This is a genomic window from Agreia sp., from assembly GCF_964263775.1.
In the GTDB taxonomy this organism is placed as follows: Bacteria; Actinomycetota; Actinomycetes; order Actinomycetales; family Microbacteriaceae; genus Agreia.
The window spans coordinates 1-18,346 of record NZ_CAXVWM010000151.1 but is presented as its reverse complement, the minus strand read 5'-3'; the positions used below and the strand labels follow the sequence as shown (position 1 = coordinate 18,346).

General features: G+C 67.8%; 24 protein-coding genes. 10 read left to right on the top strand and 14 right to left on the bottom strand.

The window, feature by feature from the left end; all coding sequences use genetic code 11:
* From ACE5CZ_RS11430 to ACE5CZ_RS11415, 4 genes are all read right to left on the bottom strand, one after another.
* On the bottom strand, positions 1 to 723 hold a 723-nt coding region (locus ACE5CZ_RS11430), incomplete at its 3' end, for a cytochrome c biogenesis protein ResB (protein WP_374947452.1).
* Positions 707 to 1,462 (bottom strand): cytochrome c biogenesis CcdA family protein, encoded by a 756-nt coding sequence (locus ACE5CZ_RS11425; RefSeq protein ID WP_374947451.1) that lies wholly within the window; start codon positions 1,460 to 1,462, stop codon positions 707 to 709. The genes ACE5CZ_RS11425 and ACE5CZ_RS11430, both read right to left, overlap by 17 nt.
* A gap of 5 nt (positions 1,463 to 1,467) precedes the next feature.
* A complete protein-coding gene (locus ACE5CZ_RS11420; protein WP_374947450.1) occupies positions 1,468 to 2,079 on the bottom strand; it encodes a TlpA family protein disulfide reductase in 612 nt (203 codons plus the stop codon).
* Entirely contained in the window at positions 2,076 to 2,720 is a 645-nt protein-coding gene (locus ACE5CZ_RS11415) for a histidine phosphatase family protein (RefSeq protein ID WP_374947449.1), read from the bottom strand. Before ACE5CZ_RS11415 ends, ACE5CZ_RS11420 begins: the two co-directional genes overlap by 4 nt.
* A 166-nt stretch (positions 2,721 to 2,886) precedes the next feature.
* On the opposite strand from ACE5CZ_RS11415, the gene ACE5CZ_RS11410 reads away from it, so the two are divergent.
* Together ACE5CZ_RS11410 and ACE5CZ_RS11405 are read left to right on the top strand one after the other, a co-directional pair.
* The gene (locus tag ACE5CZ_RS11410; RefSeq protein ID WP_374947448.1) at positions 2,887 to 3,015 is read left to right on the top strand and encodes a hypothetical protein; all 129 of its coding nucleotides are present in this window, start codon (positions 2,887 to 2,889) and stop codon (positions 3,013 to 3,015) included.
* Positions 3,016 to 3,117: 102 nt separating this feature from the next.
* Positions 3,118 to 3,432, top strand: coding sequence for a helix-turn-helix domain-containing protein (locus ACE5CZ_RS11405; RefSeq protein WP_374947447.1), 315 nt, complete (start codon positions 3,118 to 3,120; stop codon positions 3,430 to 3,432).
* 112 nt (positions 3,433 to 3,544) lie between these two features.
* Here ACE5CZ_RS11405 and ACE5CZ_RS11400 read toward each other — a convergent pair whose 3' ends face one another.
* From ACE5CZ_RS11400 to ACE5CZ_RS11390, 3 genes are read right to left on the bottom strand one after another with little or no spacing between them, the layout of a single operon-like run.
* On the bottom strand, positions 3,545 to 4,147 hold the full coding sequence (locus tag ACE5CZ_RS11400; RefSeq protein ID WP_374947446.1) for a GNAT family N-acetyltransferase: 603 nt from the start codon (positions 4,145 to 4,147) through the stop codon (positions 3,545 to 3,547).
* Positions 4,128 to 4,427, bottom strand: a complete 300-nt coding sequence (locus ACE5CZ_RS11395) for a Dabb family protein (protein ID WP_374947445.1) — start codon at positions 4,425 to 4,427, stop codon at positions 4,128 to 4,130. The genes ACE5CZ_RS11400 and ACE5CZ_RS11395 overlap by 20 nt, the downstream gene beginning before the upstream one ends.
* Positions 4,424 to 4,705 carry a glutaredoxin family protein gene (locus ACE5CZ_RS11390; RefSeq protein ID WP_374947444.1) on the bottom strand — a complete coding sequence of 94 codons (282 nt, stop codon included), beginning with the start codon at positions 4,703 to 4,705 and terminating at the stop codon, positions 4,424 to 4,426. The genes ACE5CZ_RS11395 and ACE5CZ_RS11390 overlap by 4 nt, the downstream gene beginning before the upstream one ends.
* A gap of 56 nt (positions 4,706 to 4,761) precedes the next feature.
* On the opposite strand from ACE5CZ_RS11390, the gene ACE5CZ_RS11385 reads away from it, so the two are divergent.
* Positions 4,762 to 5,535: an HAD family hydrolase gene (locus tag ACE5CZ_RS11385; protein ID WP_374947443.1), complete on the top strand. Its 774-nt coding sequence runs from the start codon at positions 4,762 to 4,764 to the stop codon at positions 5,533 to 5,535.
* Positions 5,536 to 5,617: 82 nt separating this feature from the next.
* Here the strand turns inward: ACE5CZ_RS11385 and ACE5CZ_RS11380 are convergent, their stop codons facing one another.
* The 3 genes from ACE5CZ_RS11380 to ACE5CZ_RS11370 form a co-directional block, all read right to left on the bottom strand.
* Positions 5,618 to 5,716 (bottom strand): 30S ribosomal protein bS22, encoded by a 99-nt coding sequence (locus tag ACE5CZ_RS11380; RefSeq protein ID WP_003792170.1) that lies wholly within the window; start codon positions 5,714 to 5,716, stop codon positions 5,618 to 5,620.
* 108 nt (positions 5,717 to 5,824) lie between these two features.
* Positions 5,825 to 6,022: a helix-turn-helix domain-containing protein gene (locus tag ACE5CZ_RS11375; RefSeq protein WP_044442490.1), complete on the bottom strand. Its 198-nt coding sequence runs from the start codon at positions 6,020 to 6,022 to the stop codon at positions 5,825 to 5,827.
* Positions 6,023 to 6,137: 115 nt separating this feature from the next.
* Positions 6,138 to 6,632, bottom strand: a complete 495-nt coding sequence (locus ACE5CZ_RS11370; protein WP_374947442.1) for an ArsR/SmtB family transcription factor — start codon at positions 6,630 to 6,632, stop codon at positions 6,138 to 6,140.
* Between the two features lie 143 nt (positions 6,633 to 6,775).
* Here ACE5CZ_RS11370 and ACE5CZ_RS11365 point away from each other — a divergent pair, with 143 nt between their 5' ends.
* A complete protein-coding gene (locus ACE5CZ_RS11365) occupies positions 6,776 to 8,218 on the top strand; it encodes a TrkH family potassium uptake protein (protein ID WP_374947441.1) in 1,443 nt (480 codons plus the stop codon).
* Complete coding sequence (locus ACE5CZ_RS11360; RefSeq protein ID WP_374947440.1) at positions 8,211 to 8,879, top strand: potassium channel family protein; 669 nt, start codon at positions 8,211 to 8,213, stop codon at positions 8,877 to 8,879. Before ACE5CZ_RS11365 ends, ACE5CZ_RS11360 begins: the two co-directional genes overlap by 8 nt.
* Here ACE5CZ_RS11360 and ACE5CZ_RS11355 read toward each other — a convergent pair.
* A complete protein-coding gene (locus ACE5CZ_RS11355) occupies positions 8,835 to 9,593 on the bottom strand; it encodes an SGNH/GDSL hydrolase family protein (protein ID WP_374947439.1) in 759 nt (252 codons plus the stop codon). The two genes, ACE5CZ_RS11360 and ACE5CZ_RS11355, sit on opposite strands and share 45 nt — an antisense overlap.
* A 44-nt stretch (positions 9,594 to 9,637) precedes the next feature.
* On the bottom strand, positions 9,638 to 10,486 hold the full coding sequence (gene proC, locus ACE5CZ_RS11350; protein ID WP_374947438.1) for a pyrroline-5-carboxylate reductase: 849 nt from the start codon (positions 10,484 to 10,486) through the stop codon (positions 9,638 to 9,640).
* A gap of 73 nt (positions 10,487 to 10,559) precedes the next feature.
* Here proC and ACE5CZ_RS11345 point away from each other — a divergent pair, with 73 nt between their 5' ends.
* Positions 10,560 to 11,510, top strand: coding sequence for a cation diffusion facilitator family transporter (locus ACE5CZ_RS11345; RefSeq protein WP_374947437.1), 951 nt, complete (start codon positions 10,560 to 10,562; stop codon positions 11,508 to 11,510).
* Positions 11,511 to 11,605: 95 nt separating this feature from the next.
* Here the strand turns inward: ACE5CZ_RS11345 and tadA are convergent, their stop codons facing one another.
* Entirely contained in the window at positions 11,606 to 12,037 is a 432-nt protein-coding gene (gene tadA / locus ACE5CZ_RS11340) for a tRNA adenosine(34) deaminase TadA (protein ID WP_374947453.1), read from the bottom strand.
* Positions 12,038 to 12,128: 91 nt separating this feature from the next.
* Between tadA and upp the strand changes: the two genes are divergently transcribed.
* The 4 genes from upp to ACE5CZ_RS11320 all read left to right on the top strand — a co-directional run bounded on the left by upp (position 12,129) and on the right by ACE5CZ_RS11320 (position 15,562).
* On the top strand, positions 12,129 to 12,761 hold the full coding sequence (gene upp / locus ACE5CZ_RS11335) for a uracil phosphoribosyltransferase (RefSeq protein WP_374947436.1): 633 nt from the start codon (positions 12,129 to 12,131) through the stop codon (positions 12,759 to 12,761).
* Between the two features lie 400 nt (positions 12,762 to 13,161).
* Positions 13,162 to 13,875 (top strand): winged helix-turn-helix domain-containing protein, encoded by a 714-nt coding sequence (locus ACE5CZ_RS11330; protein WP_374947435.1) that lies wholly within the window; start codon positions 13,162 to 13,164, stop codon positions 13,873 to 13,875.
* An 80-nt stretch (positions 13,876 to 13,955) separates the two neighbouring features.
* Positions 13,956 to 15,065: a glutamate--cysteine ligase gene (locus ACE5CZ_RS11325; RefSeq protein ID WP_374947434.1), complete on the top strand. Its 1,110-nt coding sequence runs from the start codon at positions 13,956 to 13,958 to the stop codon at positions 15,063 to 15,065.
* The gene (locus tag ACE5CZ_RS11320) at positions 15,065 to 15,562 is read left to right on the top strand and encodes an SRPBCC family protein (protein ID WP_374947433.1); all 498 of its coding nucleotides are present in this window, start codon (positions 15,065 to 15,067) and stop codon (positions 15,560 to 15,562) included. Before ACE5CZ_RS11325 ends, ACE5CZ_RS11320 begins: the two co-directional genes overlap by 1 nt.
* Positions 15,563 to 15,595: 33 nt before the next feature.
* Here the strand turns inward: ACE5CZ_RS11320 and ACE5CZ_RS11315 are convergent.
* Positions 15,596 to 18,346 (bottom strand): fibronectin type III domain-containing protein (locus tag ACE5CZ_RS11315; protein ID WP_374947432.1); only part of this gene is annotated, 2,751 nt, incomplete at its 5' end.

Genomic DNA, 18,346 nt, shown 5'->3' with positions numbered 1-18,346 from the left:
CGAGTCGAACGCCAGAAGGGTGTTCACGAAGGTCTGGCCCTCGACGACGACACGCTGCCCGGCGTAGCCGAAGCCGCCTCCGATTCCGACGGTGACCAGAATTCCGACCAGCGCCATGTGGAACACCAGGTTGCCGGTCTCTCGCGCATAGCCGCGTTCGGCGGACACCGACGTGGAGCGCGCATCCTGGAACATGCGCACCCGGTAGCCGGACTTCTTGAGGAGCGACCGCGCAGACTCGAGAATCGCCGACGAATCGCCCTCGGCCTGGCGCGTCGTGAAGCCGCCGAGCCGGTCGAGCCGCGCCGGCGTCTTCGGCGGAGCCGAGCGCAGGGCGTCGAAATGGTGCTTCGTGCGCGGGATGACGCAGCCCACCAGAGAGATGAACAACAGCAGGTAGATGCTCGAGAACCACACCGAGCTGTACACCGCGAACAGCTGCACGCTGTCGAGGATCGGGGCGAGCGTCGGGTTGTCGACGAAGTACTGGGTGACGCCGTTCGGATCACTCGAGCGCTGCGGAACGAGCGAGCCGGGCACGGCGGCGAGCGCGAGCAGCAGCAAAAGAAAGAGCGCGGTGCGCATGCTCGACAGCTGCCGCCAGAACCAGCGCAGCCATCCGACGACGCCGAGTTTCGGCTGGGTGATGGATGCCGAGCCGTCGGCTCGTGTGGACTCGGGCGCCGGGCTCGGCGAGTCGTAGTGGTCAGACGGGCGAGACAAAGGAGAACATCACCCCCTGCAGTCTGTTCATGACGAGAGACCAGATTCCTGAGACCATGAGCAGGCCGACAACAATGAGCAGCGCCCCGCCGATGATGTTGACCGCGCGAATATGCCGCTTGAGGAATGCGACCGACCCGGTGACCCAATTGAAGCCCAGGGCCACGAGAAAGAACGGTATTCCCAGGCCGATGCAATAGACGAGGCCGAGTAGCGCGCCGCGCCACGGCGACGCACCGTTGAGGCTGAGGGCGGCGATGGCAGACAGGGTCGGGCCGATGCAGGGCGTCCAGCCGAGCCCGAAGACCAGGCCGAGAAGGGGGGCGCCGGCGAGCCCGGTTGCCGGGGTCCACGACGGCTTGAACGTGCGCTGCATGAACGTGAACTGGCCGACGAAGACGAGGCCCAGCGCGATCACGATCACGCCGAGGATGCGCGTGATCAGGTCTTGCCAGGTCGTGAGCCAGGCGCCGACTGCGCCGAATGCCGCTCCGTAGGCCACGAACACGAGCGAGAATCCGAGCACGAACAGGGCCACGCCGAGGAGGAGCCGGCCGCGGCCACGCGGGCGACCCGTCGCATCCGGAGCCGAGGCGAAGCCGCCGATGTAGCCGAGGTAGCCGGGCACGAGCGGCAGAACGCACGGCGATGCGAACGAGACGAGGCCGGCGAGCAGTGCGATGGGCAGGGCGAGCAGCAGCTGCCCGGAGAGCACTGCCTCCGCGAAAGGATTGTTCACCGGCGCTAGCTCGACTCGGCGATGGTGTCGCGGATCAGAGTGTCGAGAATCGATGGCTCACTCACCTGGCCGAGGATGCGCGCGGCCACCCGGCCCTGCTTGTCGATCACCAAGGTGGTGGGCACGGCATTGGGCGACACGTCTCCGCTGAACGCCAACTGCAGGGCGCCATCGGTGTCGATCACAGAGGGGTAGACGATTCCGTAGGTCTCTTCGAAGCTGATGGCCTGCGGAGCCTGATCGCGCACGTTGACTCCGAGGAAGCTCGCGCCCTCGCCGTCGTACTTTTCGCTCAGCTTCGCCAACGCGGGCGCCTCGACCCGGCACGGGGCGCAGCTGGCGTACCAGAAGTTGAGAACGACGACCTGGCCGGTGTAGTCGGCCTGGCTCACGCTCTCACCCTCCGCCGTGGTGCCGGCGAAATCGACCCCGTCCTGCCGAGACTCCGGCTCGATCTCGGTGACCGTTCCATCGCCGGCGATGTAGTTCTTGCTATCGCCCGAGAGGTACTGGTCGGCGAGCGGATCGTTCGAACATGCGGCGAGCAGCAGGGTGCCGGCCACGACGACGCCGGCCAGGCACGCCCGGGCCGCGCGGCGCATCCGGATGCCCGTCATACGGCGCCCACGTCGGTGGCGTTCTCGGCCAGCTCGGCCGCGGGGTCGACGTAGCCGGCCTCGACCCAGCGGTTGCCGATGCGCTCGAAGCTGGTGATGCTCGACAGCTCGCAGCGGCGGCGGCGCGGGTCGTGGAAGAGCGGTTTGCCCGCGACGGCGAGGTGCGTGGTCCAGATGGGAAGCTGGTGGCTCACGAGAACGACGTCGCCCGATTCGACGGAGTTATAGGCGTCGCTCATCGCCGCGAGCATGCGGGTGCGAATGGATGCGTACGGCTCGCCCCAGCTGGGAATCGTGGGATTGCGCAGCCATGGCCAGGTACGCGGATTCTTCAGGGCGGAGCTGCGCCCGCGCATGTTCAGACCCTCGAACCGGTTGGTGGGCTCGATGATGCGCGGATCGGTGATGATGGGCAACTCGAGGGCCTCGGAGATCGGCTGGGCGGACTCCTGGGTGCGCTGCAGGGGCGAGGCGTAGAGGCCGCTGATGGTGCGACGACGCTCGACGAGTTCGGCGGCGGCGGTGCGCGCCATCTCGTGGCCGAGGTCGGAGAGCCCGAACCCGGGGAGTCGACCGTAGAGCACGCGTCGGGGGTTGAATACCTCGCCGTGACGCACGAGATGGATCTGGCTGGCTACCACGGTGTCCAGTTTACGGAGGGGCGGTCGGGGAAAAGGCTGATAGCCGGTTTCGCGTGCATCTGGGCCGCGCAATCGAGTAGTCAATCTTCTCTTCACGAGAAGAAAGAGTTAGTTGTGCTTCCGTGTTGAGCAGATGAGACTTGATAACAAGAAAGGTTCACAACTCATGATCATCGCCATCGTCGTATCGTCCGTCTTCTCTCTCATCGCCGTCGCCGGCATCGTCGGCACCGTGCGCGCCGTCGCCACAGACGGTTATCGTCGCCAGCCCACGCGCGAGTACGCCACCCGCTGACCCGACGCTCGGCGGAAGTCACCGAGTCTTCCCGCATGTGGCACAAAAGCATTGGGTTTCGACGCTCTGGTCTCGCTTCTCTCATGCGCGGCATCATGGCGCGTGACCAAAACGCACTCGGATGCCGCCGCCATTCTGGGCGAACGCGTGCGCGACCAGCGACTCAAGCTGGGTCTCACGCTCGAGGATCTCGCGTCGCTGTCTGAAATGCACTGGACCAGCGTCGGCAAGATCGAGCGCGGTCAGGTTCATCCGAACGTCGAGACGCTCGTTCGCCTGGCGACGGCCCTCAACGCCGACCCGGGCGAGTTCGTCACCGGGTTGAACTCGTCGATGTACTCCAAGCGGGTGCACGGTCTGACCGCGGCAGACTTCATCCGCGAGCGCGAGGCAGCGCGGCGACCAGAGGCATCCTGACCCGCCGCGCTCGATTGCCGAGCGCGCCTTCGCCGGGCACACGCGCCTCCGCCGAACGCGCTCCCGCCCGCTGAAGGCGCGGTCGACAAAGCACGGCCACTCCGCAAGTCGGTCAGTTCTGGGCGCGCGACAACATCCACTCGCGACGGGTGAGCACATAGCGCACGTGCGGATTGAGCGATGACCCCTCATGCACAACCGGATGCGCGAAGTCATCGACATGGCGCATGTCGAGACGGCGCATCACCGCGCGAGAGGGCTCGTTGACCACCGCCGTGATGGAGTTCACCTCATCGAGCGAAGTCGACGCGAAGGCGGCGTTCAGCGCAGCCCTTGCGGCCTCGCAGGCGAAGCCCTGCCGCCAGTGCGCGCGGGCGAGCCGCCAGCCGATCTCCGTGCCTCCAGCTCCGGGCACATCCGGCGGCATCGGCCCAAGACCGGTGAAGCCGATGAACTCGCCCGTGTCACGACGCTCGAGAGCCCACCGCCCGTGGCCACGCACAATCCCGTCAACGTCGAACCCGGCATCCAGGCGGTCGGCGAGGCCGTCGCTTGTCGTGGCGTCGAGCACCGAGGGAAAATAGCGCATCACCTCGGGGTCGGTGTTCATCGCCGCGAACGGCTCGCGGTCGGATGACATCCATCGACGCAGAATCAGCCTCGACGTCTCGATGCGCTCGAGCACCGACACCGGATCAGAGTTCGAAATCGACATTCGCGCGCATCGACACGAGCGGCTCGATGATCTCGACCGCCGCGAGGTGCTCTGGGTGCACCTGGTAGGTCTCGAGCCCATCGAGGTCGTCGTAATCGGCGACCAGGCAGATGTCCCAGTTCGTGTCGACGTAGGCGACATTGGGTCCGATCGAGAACGACTTGATCTCGGGGATGATGCCGGGCAGCGGCGCGAGTGCGGCCTGGATGGCGGCGGCCGCGGCGACTTTTCCCTCCTCGTCTTCTGCGGCGAGCTTCCATGCGACGACGTGACGGATCATGCGGACTCCTCGAGTTCGGAATTGAGAGCGGCGCGAAGGCGCACGGGGTCGACGCGCCAGATCGTGTGCACACGCCCGTTGAGCAGCACCACGGGAATCTCCTCGACGTATTCGTCGAAGAGCGCGGGGTCGTCGAGAATCGACTGCTCGTCGAACACGATCGACGAAGAACCGTCGCGAGGCGTGAACGTCGCTACAACGTCTGTCACCACCTGGCGGGCGTCATCGCAGAGATGACAACCCGGCTTCGAGAGCAGGGTGAGCTGGATGGCGGGCACCTGATCACCCTAACCCCGGCCGCCGCCGGGGCAGCGTGGGTACCATGTAAGAACCCATGCCGAATACCGAACACCCGAACGACGGCGACCTCGTGTCGCCCGCAGAAGACCGACCCGTCATCGCCTTCTTCGATGTCGACAACACGCTCCTTCGCGGCGCGAGCATCTGGCATGTGGCGATCGGTGCCTGGCGGCGCGGGATGCTGTCGCCCCGAGACATCTGGCGCTTCTTCTGGCAGCAGCGCCACTTCATCAAGGTCGGCGAGAACCTGGGCCACCTGAGTGACATCAAAGAAAAGGCCCTGCTGCTCATCGCGGGCAAGACCCAGGCCGAGATCCGCTCGCTGAGCGAGGACATCTTCGATCGCCGCATCAGCCAGAGGCTATGGCCCGAGACCGTCGCGCTCACCAAAGAGCACCTCGCGATGGGCCATCAGGTCTGGATCGTGTCGGCCACCGCCAGCGAGGTCGCCGACGTGTTCGCGCATCGACTCGGCCTCACGGGCGCGCTGGGCACGCGATTCGAGTCGCAGAACGGCGTGTACACGGGAGTGCTGGAGGGTCCGGTGATGCACGCGCAAGACAAGGCCGACGCATCCATCGCACTCACCCACGAACTCGGCGCCGATCCCGCCGAGTGCTGGGCCTACTCCGACTCGAGCAACGACATTCCGCTGCTCACATTCGTGGGGCATCCCGTTGTGGTGAACCCCGACCACGCACTGCAGACCCACGCGACGAAGCACGACTGGCCAGTGATGCGGCTCAACCCGTCGAGCATCAAGGAGGCCCGCAAGCGCGTGCGTCGAGAGGCCCGGCGGGCCCGCTGAGGCGCGCGGGCACAGCAAAAGCGCCAGACCGCAGGCCTGGCGCTTGAGCTACCGCGGCAGCGAACTCGCGCTGCCGAGCGTGCTACTTCTTGTTGCGGCGCTGGTGACGTGTCTTGCGAAGCAGCTTGCGGTGCTTCTTCTTCGCCATACGCTTGCGACGCTTCTTGATTACTGAACCCACAGGGACCTCACGATTTTGAGCTTCGCTGCGCAGGTCGCAGCAGAAAGAGAATTTTGCCTCGGAGCAGTCTACAAGGCCAACCGCCGATCGACTAATGCGCCGCGGCGGCTACGCCGTGTCTGCCGCGTGCTGCGTCAGGGCCTCGGCCACCGCCGTCTCGGGAACGCGGAAGCTGCGACCGAAGCGAATGGCCGGCATCTCGCCCGAGTGCACCATGCGATAGACGGTCATCTTCGAGACGCGCATCATGTCGGCTACTTCGGCCACCGTGAGAAAACGCACGTCGGGCAGGTCTGAACCGGCCATGGCGTCTCCCTGTTGATCGAGCATTGAAAAGAGTCACAGGAGTGACGAATGAGACCCCGTGATGATTCGTAACTCTAGGGGGTGCAGCGGATGCGGGGCAACCGCGCGACGGGCGCTACTTGCGCAGTCGCGACACCAGCCTGGTGGCGTTGGCCTGCAGGTCTCCGACCACGGTTCGCGCCTGATGGCTCGAGGTCGCGACCGAGCGTCCGACGTTGCGGGCGAACTCCGAAGCCGTGCCCGCGGCATCCGGAGCCTGGCCGCCCGCGGCCGGATCGACCCACTCGACGTCGTCGAGCGAGCCGTCGAAGTCGGCCGAGAGAAAAGGGATGGCCCAGTCTTCGACCTCTTCGAGCGGCGAGGCGTCGAGCTTGTAATAGCGGTGCTGCCCCTCTTCGCGCACGGCGACGAGCCCGGCCTCGCGCAGAACTTTGAGATGCTTCGACACCGTCGGCTGGCTCAGGTTCAGCGCGTGAACGAGCTCCGAGACGCTCGACTCCCCTGCGTGGGTCGACGCCTCGACGGCGTCGCCGGCCTCATAGCGCTCGAGCAGCAGCTCGAGCAGGCGCCGCCTCGTGGGGTCAGCGATCACAGAGAATATGTCGGCCATGGCCTCAGGGTAGTTCGTCGGGGCGCGATTGCTCCTCAGCCGCTGGGCTTGGCGCGCCGTTCCGTTGCCTCTGGCGGAGTAGCATGACGGGAATTCAATCGGCCGACCGAGCACCTGTCGGCCTCGTCGACGAAGGACGCTCGATGCGCATACCCGCACCCACGCGACGCTCCGTCTACGCCAGACGAACGCCGATCGGCCGCATTCGCGACATGATCGACGAGTTCTCGGAGCAGTCGCCCTCCCGGTTCGCGATCCTCATCTTCACGGCCATGATCTTGATCTTCACCGTGCTCTTCTCCCTGCCCATCTCGCAGTCTAAAGGTGCGGTCACCCCGATCGCAGACGCGCTCTTCACGGCCGTCTCCGTCATCTGCGTCACGGGCCTCTCGACCGTCGACATGGCCACGCACTGGTCGGTCGTCGGCCACATCTTCGTCTACATCGGCGTGCAGATCGGTGCCCTCGGGGTTCTGACCCTCGCGTCGATCCTGGGCCTCGCCGTCTCGCGCAAACTCGGTCTGAAGAGTCGGCTGATGGCGGCCGGCGACACCAACCCCATGCGGATGCACCACGGCGCGGTCTCCGAGGGCCAGGCGGTGCGGCTCGGCGAGATCGGCGGGCTGCTGGCCACCGTCGCGGTGAGCTCCCTCGTCATCCAGTTCGTCATCGCCGTTCTCCTGATACCCCGGATGCTCGTCGACGGTGTCGCGCTCGCACCCGCCATCACCGACAGCTTCTACTACTCGGCCATGGCGTTCACGAACACCGGTTTCTCGCCCAACGCCGAAGGCCTCACCCCGTTCGAGAACGACTACTGGTTCCTCAGCATCCTGATGCTGGGCGTCTTTCTGGGAAGCATCGGCTTTCCCATCATCTACGTGCTCTCCCGCAATGTGAAGAAGCCCAAGCGCTGGTCGCTGCACGTCAAGCTCACGCTTCTGACCTCGCTGATCCTCATCGTCGCCGGGGCGCTTCTGTACATTCTTCTGGAGTTCGACAATCCCAAGACCTACGGTGATCTGGACGCGGGCGACACGATCTTCCAGTCGCTGTTTTTGTCGGTGATGACGAGGTCGGGCGGCTTCTCCACGGTTCCCATCGACGACCTCAACGGCTCGAGTCTGCTCGTCACCGACATGCTGATGTTCATCGGCGGCGGCTCCGCCTCCACGGCCGGCGGCATCAAGGTGACCACGCTCGCGGTGCTGTTCCTCGCCGCCTTCGCCGAGGCTCGGGGAAACGCGTCGATGGAGGCGTTCGGTCGGCGCATTCCGGGCGACGTGCTTCGACTCGGCGTGAGCGTGGTGCTCTGGGGCGCGACGACCGTCGCAGTGTCGACCATCGTCATCCTGCAGATCACCAAGGCGCCGCTCGACTTCGTGCTCTTCGACGTGATCTCGGCGTTCGCCACGTCGGGTCTGTCGACCGGGCTCACGGCATCCCTGCCCGACTCGGGAATCTACGTGCTGGCGGCGACGATGTTCATGGGCCGCGTTGGTACAGTGACTCTCGCCGCCGCCCTGGCCGCGAGCCAGCGCCGGCAGCTGTTCAAACGACCCGAAGAGAGGCCCATCGTTGGTTGATCGCATCAAGCACGACGCCCCCGTACTCGTGATCGGCCTCGGCCGCTTCGGCGCCGCCACGGCGGGTCAGCTCGACCGTCTCGGCCGCGAGGTGCTGGCCATCGACATGAGCGACGCCCTCGTGCAGAAGTGGTCGGAGCGCATAACCCACACGGTTCAGGCCGACGCCAAGAACATCGATGCCCTGCGCCAGATCGGAGCCGCCGAATTCTCGATCGCCGTCGTCGCCGTGGGCTCGTCGATCGAGGCGAGCGTGCTCATCACGGCGAACCTTGTCGACCTCAAGGTTCCGCAGATCTGGGCCAAGGCCATCTCGAAGTCGCACGGCAAGATCCTCGAGCGCATCGGCGCCAACCACGTGATCTATCCCGAGGCCGAGGCCGGCGAGCGGGTGGCCCACCTGGTGTCGGGTCGCATGCTCGACTTCATCGAATTCGACGACGACTTCGCCCTCGTCAAGATGTATCCGCCCAAGCCGATCCGGGGAAAGAACCTCACCGATTCGGGCGTGCGCAGCCGGCACAACATCACCGTCGTCGGCGTGAAATCCCCGGGAAAGCCCTTCACCTACGCCACAGAGAAGACGGTCGTCACCGATCACGACATCATCATCGTGTCAGGTACCTCGAGCGACATCGAGAAGTTCTCCGCCCTCGAGTAGCGGCTGCTCGCGCGCGGCGACCGCGCGCAGCGTCGACGCCCGGGCTGTCACGGCCGGCAGAAACGCGGATGCCCACACCACGTAGCCGCGGTCGTTCGGGTGAAAGAGGTCGCCGGCCGCCTGATAGACGGCGCGCACGATTCCCTGGCGCTTCGTCACGGCGTGCAGCGGCACGACTCCGAGGCCGTGCCGCGCAGCCGCGGCGCGCAGGATGCGGTTCGCCACCGTGACAATACGCTCGCTCTGCGGAATGTGGAAGCACGGCAGGTCGGCGACGATCGCGGTCGAGGGCAGCTGCGCGAAGAGCTCGTCGATCTCGGCGGTGAAGCGCTTCTTCGTGAACGAGGCCACGTCATTCGCACCGACGCAGACCGTGAGCAGGTCGGGCGTCAGGCCCTGAAGCTTCGGCAGCTGGATGGCGAGCGCGTCTCGCAGCCTGGCCCCCGCGACGCTCAGATTGACGGTTCGAACCGAGCGTCCGGTCTCGGCGGCAAGGCGGTCGGCCACGAGCTGCACATAGCCCCGGTTCGGCTTGGACGCGCCGATACCCTGGGCCGTAGAGTCTCCGACGACCACGTAGAGCAGCTCGCCCTTCTTCTTCTGCCGGGCCCGCCAGAACGCAGAGTTCACCGGAAGGGTGAGGTTGATGCGCGCGGCCTGAGCCTCGCGCCGTTGCACGATCAGACTGATCGGCCACAGGGAGAGAAGATTCACGCTCGAAACGCTAGCGCCGCAAGCTGGGCGGCGGTAGGGGGTGCTCAGCCGGCCGCGAGTTCTCGGGCGCGGGCCAGCGCCGCATCCGTCGCCCGGGCGAAGAGGTCGTCGACTCCGCCGTTCTGCAGCACGGCGATAGCACGCTCCGTCGTTCCGTTGGGGCTCGTCACCTGCCGACGCAGCTCGGTCGGCGTGCTGCCCGAGGCGGCGAGGAGCCGGCTCGACCCGAGGAACGTCCCATTCACGAGTACGGCCGCCTCCTCGGGAGTGAACCCCTTCTGCACGGCCACGGCGGTGAGCTGCTCGATGAGAAAGAACACATACGCCGGACCCGACCCCGAGATCGTCGACAACGCATCCAGTTTCTCTTCGGCGACGACCACGACCTCGCCGACCGTCTCGAACACCCGCGTGACCAGGGCGAGCTGCTCGGGCGTCGAGCGAGTACCGGCCGACAGCCCGGTCACGGCGTTGCCGACGATCGCGGGCGTGTTCGGCATCGAACGCAGCACGGCGACATGTTCGGGCAGTCGCTCTTCGAACGTGGCGACGGTCACGCCGGCCGCCACGCTCACGACGATCGCGCCGTCATCGAGCGCATCCGCGATCTCGTCGAGCAGGGCCGGCACCATGGGCGGCTTCACCGCGATCAGAACAATGGATGCTCCGGCCACGGCCGTGCGATTCGCCTCGGGATCGTCGTCGGTCGCCCAAGCCGTGACCGCGTCGACGTCGTCGAACTCGGCGGCGCGGGCGGCCGAGCGATTGGTCACCCGGATTCCGCCGGACACGTCGACCGTGGGCGCGAGCAGGCCGGAGAGGATGGCGCGTCCCATCGATCCGGCGCCGAGGATGGCGATGGAGGGCAGTGGACTGGGCGAGGTGTCGGTCACCCGTCCATCCTAGGATTGGAACTCGGCGGGCACGCCGCCATCGGTTGGGACACAGCGCGCAGAGGACGTACCCATGAGCACATCCGGAGGCAGCAAGGCGATCATCGCCGCGCTGGCGGCCAACATCGGCATCGCCCTCACCAAGTTCATCGCCTTCCTGTTCTCGGGGTCGTCGTCGATGCTCGCCGAGAGTGTGCACTCGGCGGCCGACTCGGGCAATCAGCTGCTTCTGCTGCTCGGCGGCCGCAGGTCGCGCAAGCAGGCCGACCGGGCGCATCCGTTCGGCTACGGCCGCGAGCGCTACGTCTACGCGTTCGTCGTATCGATCATCCTGTTCTCGGTGGGCGGCGTCTTCGCCCTGTATGAGGGCATCGAGAAGGTCAACGATCCGCATCCGCTCGAACTGTGGTGGCTGCCGCTGCTGGTGCTCGCGATCGCTATCGTGCTCGAGGGCTTCTCGCTGCGCACGGCGATCGGCGAGTCGAACCACACGCGTGGAACGCAGAGCTGGCTGCAGTTCATCCGCCGCGCGAAGGCACCCGAGCTCCCGGTCGTGCTGCTCGAAGACACCGCAGCCCTGTTGGGGCTGGTCTTCGCTTTCGCCGGCGTGGGCCTGACGGTGCTCACGGGCAACGGTGTCTGGGACGGCATCGGCACCATCTTCATCGGTGCCCTGCTCGTGGTTGTCGCCATCATCCTCGGCATCGAGACGAAGAGCCTGCTGGTGGGCGAGGGGGCCACCGACGAAGACCTGGCGAAGATCGAGGATGCGATCACCTCGAGCCCCGAGGTCGAGCACCTGGTGCACCTCAAGACCATGTACCTCGGCCCCGACGAGATGCTCGTGGGTGCGAAGATCACGCTGCCCGCGGTCACGACGCTCACCGATGTCGCCCTGGCCATCAACACCGTCGAGGCGCGCATCCGCGAGGCCGTGCCGATCGCCCGCGTGATCTACCTCGAGCCCGACGTGTACGGGCCGAGCGTGAATGACGCGGTCGCCGACGCGGCGACGCCCGCCTGACCGCGGCGCCCCGCCGCGAGTGCTGCCGAGCGCGCGGTTAACGGGCACACGCTCCACCGGCGAACGCGCGCGTGCCCGGCGGAGGCGCGTTCGACCTAGAGGCGGCCGCGGAAGAAGGCGGTCAGGGCGGCGGCGCACGCGTCCGCCTCCACTCCGGCCCACACCTCGACCCGGTGGTTCAGGCGCACGTCGCGCAGCACGTCGTAGACGGAGCCCACCGCGCCCGCCTTCTCGTCCCACGCACCGAACACCACCACGGGCACCCGTGCGGCGAGGATCGCGCCGGCGCACATCACGCACGGTTCGAGGGTGACGACGAGGGTGCATCCGTCGAGGCGCCACTGCCCCGTCGAGATGGCGGCCTGCCGCAGCGCCAGCACCTCGGCGTGCGCCGTGGGGTCGTGCAGCAGCTCGCGCTCGTTGCGGCCGCGGCCGAGAACCCGGCCATCGGCATCCAGAACCATCGCCGACACGGGAACGTCGCCCGACGCCTCGGCGAGCCGGGCGTCTGCGAGCAACTCGCGCATGCGCTCGCCGTACGATTCGGGCCACGGATGCGCGGGGCGCGGTCGCTCGGACATTTCCGTCGGTTTCCTTCCGCTCCAGTAGATTGAGCCTATGCGAGTACACGTTGCCGACCACCCGCTCATCACGCACAAGCTCACCGTGCTGCGAGACAGGTCGACGCCGGCACCGACGTTCCGCGCACTCACCGAAGAGCTCGTCACCCTGCTGGCCTACGAGGCCACCCGCGAGGTGCGCACCGAGGTCGTCACCATCCAGACGCCGGTCGCCGAGACCAAGGGCCTCGCGATCTCGGAGCCGCGCCCCCTCATCGTTCCCATCCTGCGCGCCGGGCTCGGCATGCTCGAGGGAATGGTCAAGCTGATCCCGAGCGCCGAAGTGGGCTTTCTCGGCATGGTGCGCAATGAAGAGACGCTCGAGCCCACGACCTACGCCGAGCGTCTGCCCGACGACCTGAGCGATCGGCAGTGCTTCGTGCTCGACCCCATGCTGGCCACAGGAGGATCGCTGGGCGCGGCGATCGACTTCCTGTTCGCCCGCGGCGCCGTGGATGTCACGGCCATCTGCCTGCTCGCAGCCCCCGAGGGCGTCGCCGCACTCGAGACGGCCACCGAAGGCCGCGAGGTGCACCTCGTGCTCGGAGCAGTCGACGAGCGACTCAACGAGAAGGGCTACATCGTTCCGGGCCTCGGAGACGCCGGCGACCGCCTCTACGGCCTGGTCTGAACCGTCGCGGCAGGAACGATCTGCTCGCCGCTGCAAAAAAATGCTTGACACGCGGAGTCATATTCCGCTTAGCTTTCGTTCATGACTGACAACGCGCACGCCCTTACCTCCTTTGAGGCACTGGGGACTGCTGGCATGATGATGCCCAGCAGCGCTGTCATGTGTTGCCGAATGTGTGCTTGACCAGACACTGCGCCTGACGATTCAGGCTCGCTGGGTTTCGAAGTCTGCGTCTTTCTTCTCACGCAGAGATCTCTGAGACCTTCCGCCCGGTTCTGATCGAGAACCGTCTGCGGTCACCGGCTCCCGCCGCACCATTCGCACAGCCCGCCCACGGGCATCCGCTTCGTCGCCGCATCCGGCCGGGGCCCACCGGGCACATCATCGAAGGACTTGTCCCATGTCTCTTGCACACCTCGACACCCGCCCCACCGCCCCCGTCGCCTCGATCAGCCGCCCCGAACAGCTCACGTCGGAGTCGGAGTCGGCGTCGGCCCACCTGCGCGCCGTGCCGACGGGCACCGAAGCCCGCGGATTCGTGCTCTACGTCGGAATCGACGAAGACAAGGCCGCGGCCGACGGCACCGACCTCTCGGAGATCGTCGCCCAGCTGCGGGCGCTCGCCGCCCGGCTCTCGCCCTCGTCTGAGACCTACGCCGCCGTCGCCTTGGCTCCCCGCGGTGCCGGTGGTCGCGACGTCGACGTGGTTCGCCTCGCACTGCAAGACCCTGCCGCGCTCGCCAAGCACCGCCACGCTCCCGAAGACGAAGACCGTGTTCGCGATGGCGTGGTCATCGACCTCTCACGCAAGCGCGTGCTGCTCGACAACGACGCGGCCAATCTGACGTACAAGGAGTTCGAGCTGCTGCAGTACCTGGTGCTTCGCGAAGGCAAGACCATTGATCGCCCCGAACTCATCGCCTCGCTCTGGTCGGCCGACGACAGCGACATTCCGAACGAGCGCACCATCGACGTGCACGTGCGTCGCCTGCGCGCCAAGCTGGGCGATTACGAAGACATCGTGCGCACGGTTCGCGGCGCGGGCTACCGCTTCGACCGCCACGCCGACGTCTCGGTGCAGCACACGTCGACGCCGTCGCCCGACCTCTTCTAAGCTCCGAGCCGCGTGTCGAGCCGACCTCGAGTGCTCTGTTTCTGGTCGCTTTGCGCAGGCAACGGCGCTAGGTTGTGGTCATGAGCGCGGAACTGACGCTGGGCGCAGAAGAAGAGCTTCACCTCATCGACCTCGACTCGTGGCGATTGTCGGCCTCCGCGCCACAGCTGCTCACGATGCTGCCGAGCGAGGGCTACGGCGCCGAACTGCAGCGCACCACCATCGAGACGAACACCGAGGTCGTGCAGACGCTGGGCGGGTTGCGCGCCGAGCTCGAGCGGTTGCGCTCGGGCGTGATGGATGTCGCCGGTCCCCTCGGCGTCGGCATCGCGTCGGTCGGCACCGCACCCCACTCCGAGATCTCCGACTTCGAACTCACCCCGTCTCACCGTTTCGGCGCGATGCAGGAGAAGTATCGGCTGCTGGTCGACGAGCAGCTGATCTGCGGATTCCAAGTGCACGTCGGAGTCTCCGACCGCGATCTCGCCATCCAGCTCGCCCAGCGTGTTGCCGAGCACCTGCCCGTTCTCCTGGCGCTCTCGGCCAGCTCTCCGTTCTGGAACGGCCACGACACCGGCTACGCGAGCGTAAGAAGCCTGGTGTGGCAGCGCTGGCCCAGCGCCGGAGCCACGGGACCGCTCGCGTCGGCCGCCGAGTACGACGAACTTCTCGCCGATCTCATCGGCTCGGGTGTGATCGCCGACGACGGCATGGCGTACTTCGACATCCGTCCGTCGTCGCATGCCCCCACGCTCGAGCTGCGCGTGTGCGACGCGCTTCCGCTGGTCGACGACGCGGTGCTTATCGCCGGACTGTTCCGGGCAGCGGTGCGATCGGCGGAGATCGACATCGAGAACGGGGTCGCGCTGCAGGTGCGCCGAGCACCGGTGCAGCGCGCGGCGCTCTGGCAGGCCGCGCGAACCGGTCTCTCGGCCGACCTCGTGGGCCCTGGTGCGCATCCGCAACCGATCACCGCCGCCGACGCCGTACGGGGTCTGGTCACGAACCTTCGGCCCGTTCTCGAAGAATTCGGCGACTGGCCCGAGGTGCACGAATTGGCCGAGAACCTGCTCGCGCGCGGAAACTCCTCGAATCGCCAACGCCACGTGTTCACTCGAACCGGCAGTCTCGACGACGTCGTGCAGCACGTGGTGCGTGAGACCCAGTCGGTGGGCGGAAGGACTCTGTGATGTCGTCGCCCGTGATCGGATCCAGCACCCAGCTCGTCGCCGGTGCAGAGCTCGAGCGAAGCTGGAGAATTGCGCTCCAGACCTCGCCGGTGCAGTTCTATCCGGCCTTCGGCCCGCTTCCCGCCGTGATCGAGGTTGTCGGCCAGCCCGAGACGTGGGACACCGTGGGCTACACCCGCACCCTTCGACTCTCCGACGGAGGCAGCGTGGTCGAGACGATCACCGACGCGTCGGCCGAGCTCTTCGCCTACGACCTCAGCGATTTTCAGAGGATCCTGGGCAGGCTCGTGAGCGGCGCTCGCGCGGAGTGGACCTTCACCCCGGCGGGATCCGGAACGGAGATCCGCTGGAGCTACGTCTTCTTTCCGCTGCCCGGCCGGGCCTTCGTCGTGCGCGCCATCGTGCGCCTGTTCTGGGCCCGGTACATGCGGCGGGTGCTGGCCGTGATCGTCGAGACGATCGAGGCCAGGGGCGGTCGGCATCCAGGTCGCGCCTGAACGGCAGCGCGGGGGCCGGATGCCGACCCCGGGTCAGCTTTTCGAGGCGGCGCGCCCGAACCGGTGCGCGGCGAGCCTGTCGTGGCGCCCGATGCGGGCGAGCAGCAGCGCGCCGAGCAGGGCGGCGAGCAGCCCGCCGGCCGTCGCCGGCCACAGCAGGTTCGATCCGGTCGACGCCAGCCCGGCCGGGTGGGCTGCCGCGGCGACGGTGAACGAGACGGATGCGGTCGCCGGCTCGGCGCCCGTACCCGTCAGAACGGCGACGAGCTCGTGCCCGCCGAGCGCTGTGCCGTCGGGGATCGTGACCGTCAACTCGAAGGTGCCGTCAGCCGCAACCGTCGTCGTGCCGAGCCGCACCGGCGCCGAGTGCAGGTCGAGCGTCACGGTTGCCCCGGCGGGAAGCTCGGCGCCCTGGACGGTTACCTCGCTGCCTACGGAGACGGAGCCGACATCGAGCGGTCGCCCGTCGGCGTGCGAGAACCGCGGCGCGAAGTCGAACGGGGTCGTGGAGACGGACTCGCTCCACTCGCCGGGTCCTGCCACGTTGATGACGCGCACGCGAAACTCGTGCGCCACGCCGTTGCGAAGGCCGGTCACGGTGGTCGGCGATGACGTCGCGGGCGGCGCGGTGATCCATTTGTCGGCTCCGACGACGCGGTACTCGATGTCATAGCTCTGCGGCGCGGCACCGCCGGTCGAGACCGGGTCGTTCCAGCTGAGCGTCGCCGCTCGGTCGGTCGGCACGATGGAGATCTCGACCGGGGCATCCGCTACCGTGCGCGGCACGACGAGGGCGATCGGACCCCAGACTCCGGCGCCCGCCACGTTCAGGGCGCGCACGCGCAGGGAGTACTCCGTGCCGTTGTCGAGTTCGTCGACAACCAGTTCGGTGCCGTCGGCGGTTTGGATCTCGGGGTCGCCGCGGAGCGCACTCTGAACCTCGACCTCGTACCCCGTGATCGTCGCGCCTCCGGTCTCGGCCGGCGGCGCCCAGCTCAGCGCGACCGCGGAGTCCCGCGGCTCGACGAGCTTCCACGCCGGAGCCCCCGACGTGGTGCGTGGTGTCGCGGCGATGATGGCGCTCCAGGCACCGGAGCCGGCGTCGTTCGCCGCCCGCACCCGGAAGCGATACGACGTGCCGTTCTCCAGGCCGCTGATCGTCGCGCTGGACTCGGTGGTCGAGACCGCGTCGGTCCAGGCACCGCCGTCAACGCTCTGCTGCACCGTGTAGCCGTCGATAGTGTCTCCACCGTCGGCGGGCTCCGCCCAGGTCAGCTCGACGACCGTGTCGCCGGCGACGGCCGTCGACCACTCGATGGCGTCGGGCACGGTGCGTGGCGTCGAGCTCGCCGGCTCAGACCAGCCGCCGGCTCCTGCGGCGTTGACCGCCCGCACGCGGAAAGCGTACTGGGTGCCGTTGTCGAGGCCGACGACGCCGGCGGATGCCGTGGTCACGCTCGGGGCGTCGACCCAGGCAGCGCCGTCGACGCTCGCCTGCACCTCGTAACTCGAGATAGCGGCCCCGCCGTCGGCGGGCGCGGTCCAGGTGAGATCGGCACGGTGGTCCCCCGGAGTGGCGGCGAGCGAGGTCGGTGCGTCCGGTACAGTGCGCGGGGTCGTCGAGGTGGGCTGCGACCAGGGGCCGACGCCGGCGACGTTGACCGCCGCGACCCGGAACTCGCGCTCGGTACCGTTGGCGAAGCTGAACAGGCTGACGGTCAGTCCCGGCACCTCGGCCTCGTCTTCCCAGGTCTCGGCGCCCGCGGCCCGCGACTGGATGCGGTACGCCGTGACCGGTGCTCCACCGTCGGAGAACGGAGCGCCCCAGGTCACGGTGGCCGACTCATCGCCCGGCGTGACGGCGACCATGGTCGGCACGGTCGCGACGGTGCGGGGCGTGAACGTCGCGACGGCGGTCCACGGGCCGGTGCCCGCCAGGTTGACTGCCGCGATGCGGACCTCGTACGCGGTGCCGTTGTCGAGGCTGCCGAGTGCGGCGGTCGGCGTCAGCGGGGCCGGGCCGTCGCGCCAGGGTGCGCCGCCGACCGGCCGGTACTCGACGACGTAGCCGAGCACGGGAGCGCCTCCGTCATACGCGGGAGCGGCCCACGCGAGGTCGACTCCCCGGTCGCGCGGCGTCGGCGAGGGTGTGCCCGGGGCGTCCGGGAACGTGGCGGGGGTGACGGTCGTCGACGCCGTCCACGCGCCGGTGCCGGCGGCATTTACGGCCGCGACCTGCACCTCGTAGCCGGTGCCGTTGGCCAGGCCGGTCAGCGTGGTGCTCGTCGCCGCCGCATTTGGCGCGGAGACCCAGTTTGCCGCGTCGATGGCCCGGTAGCGGACGGCATAGCCGGTGATCGGCGAGCCGCCGTCGACCTGAGGAGCGGCCCAGCCGAGCCGGGCGGACCGGTCGCCGGGCGTCGCGGTCAGGCCGGTGGGTGCGTCGGGGCTGCGTAGCGGGATCGCCGTGATCTCACTCGACCAGGGACCGGTACCGACGGCCGTGAACGCACGAATCCGGAACGCGTACTGCGCACCGTTGTCAAGCGCCTTCACGGTCGTCGCGAGCGACGACGCGGGGAGGACCGCAGTCGAAAGCCAGGCCCCGGTGCCCTGTCGCCGCTGGATCTCATACGCGGTGAGGGCCGAGCCTCCGTCAGCAGGGGCGACCCAGTTGAGCGATACGGCCGAGTCGCTTGCGGTGACCGTGCCCCAGGTCGGAGCGGCCGGAAGCACGGGCAAGGTGACGGCGGCGGATGCCGCGCTCGCGGGGCCGGTGCCGGT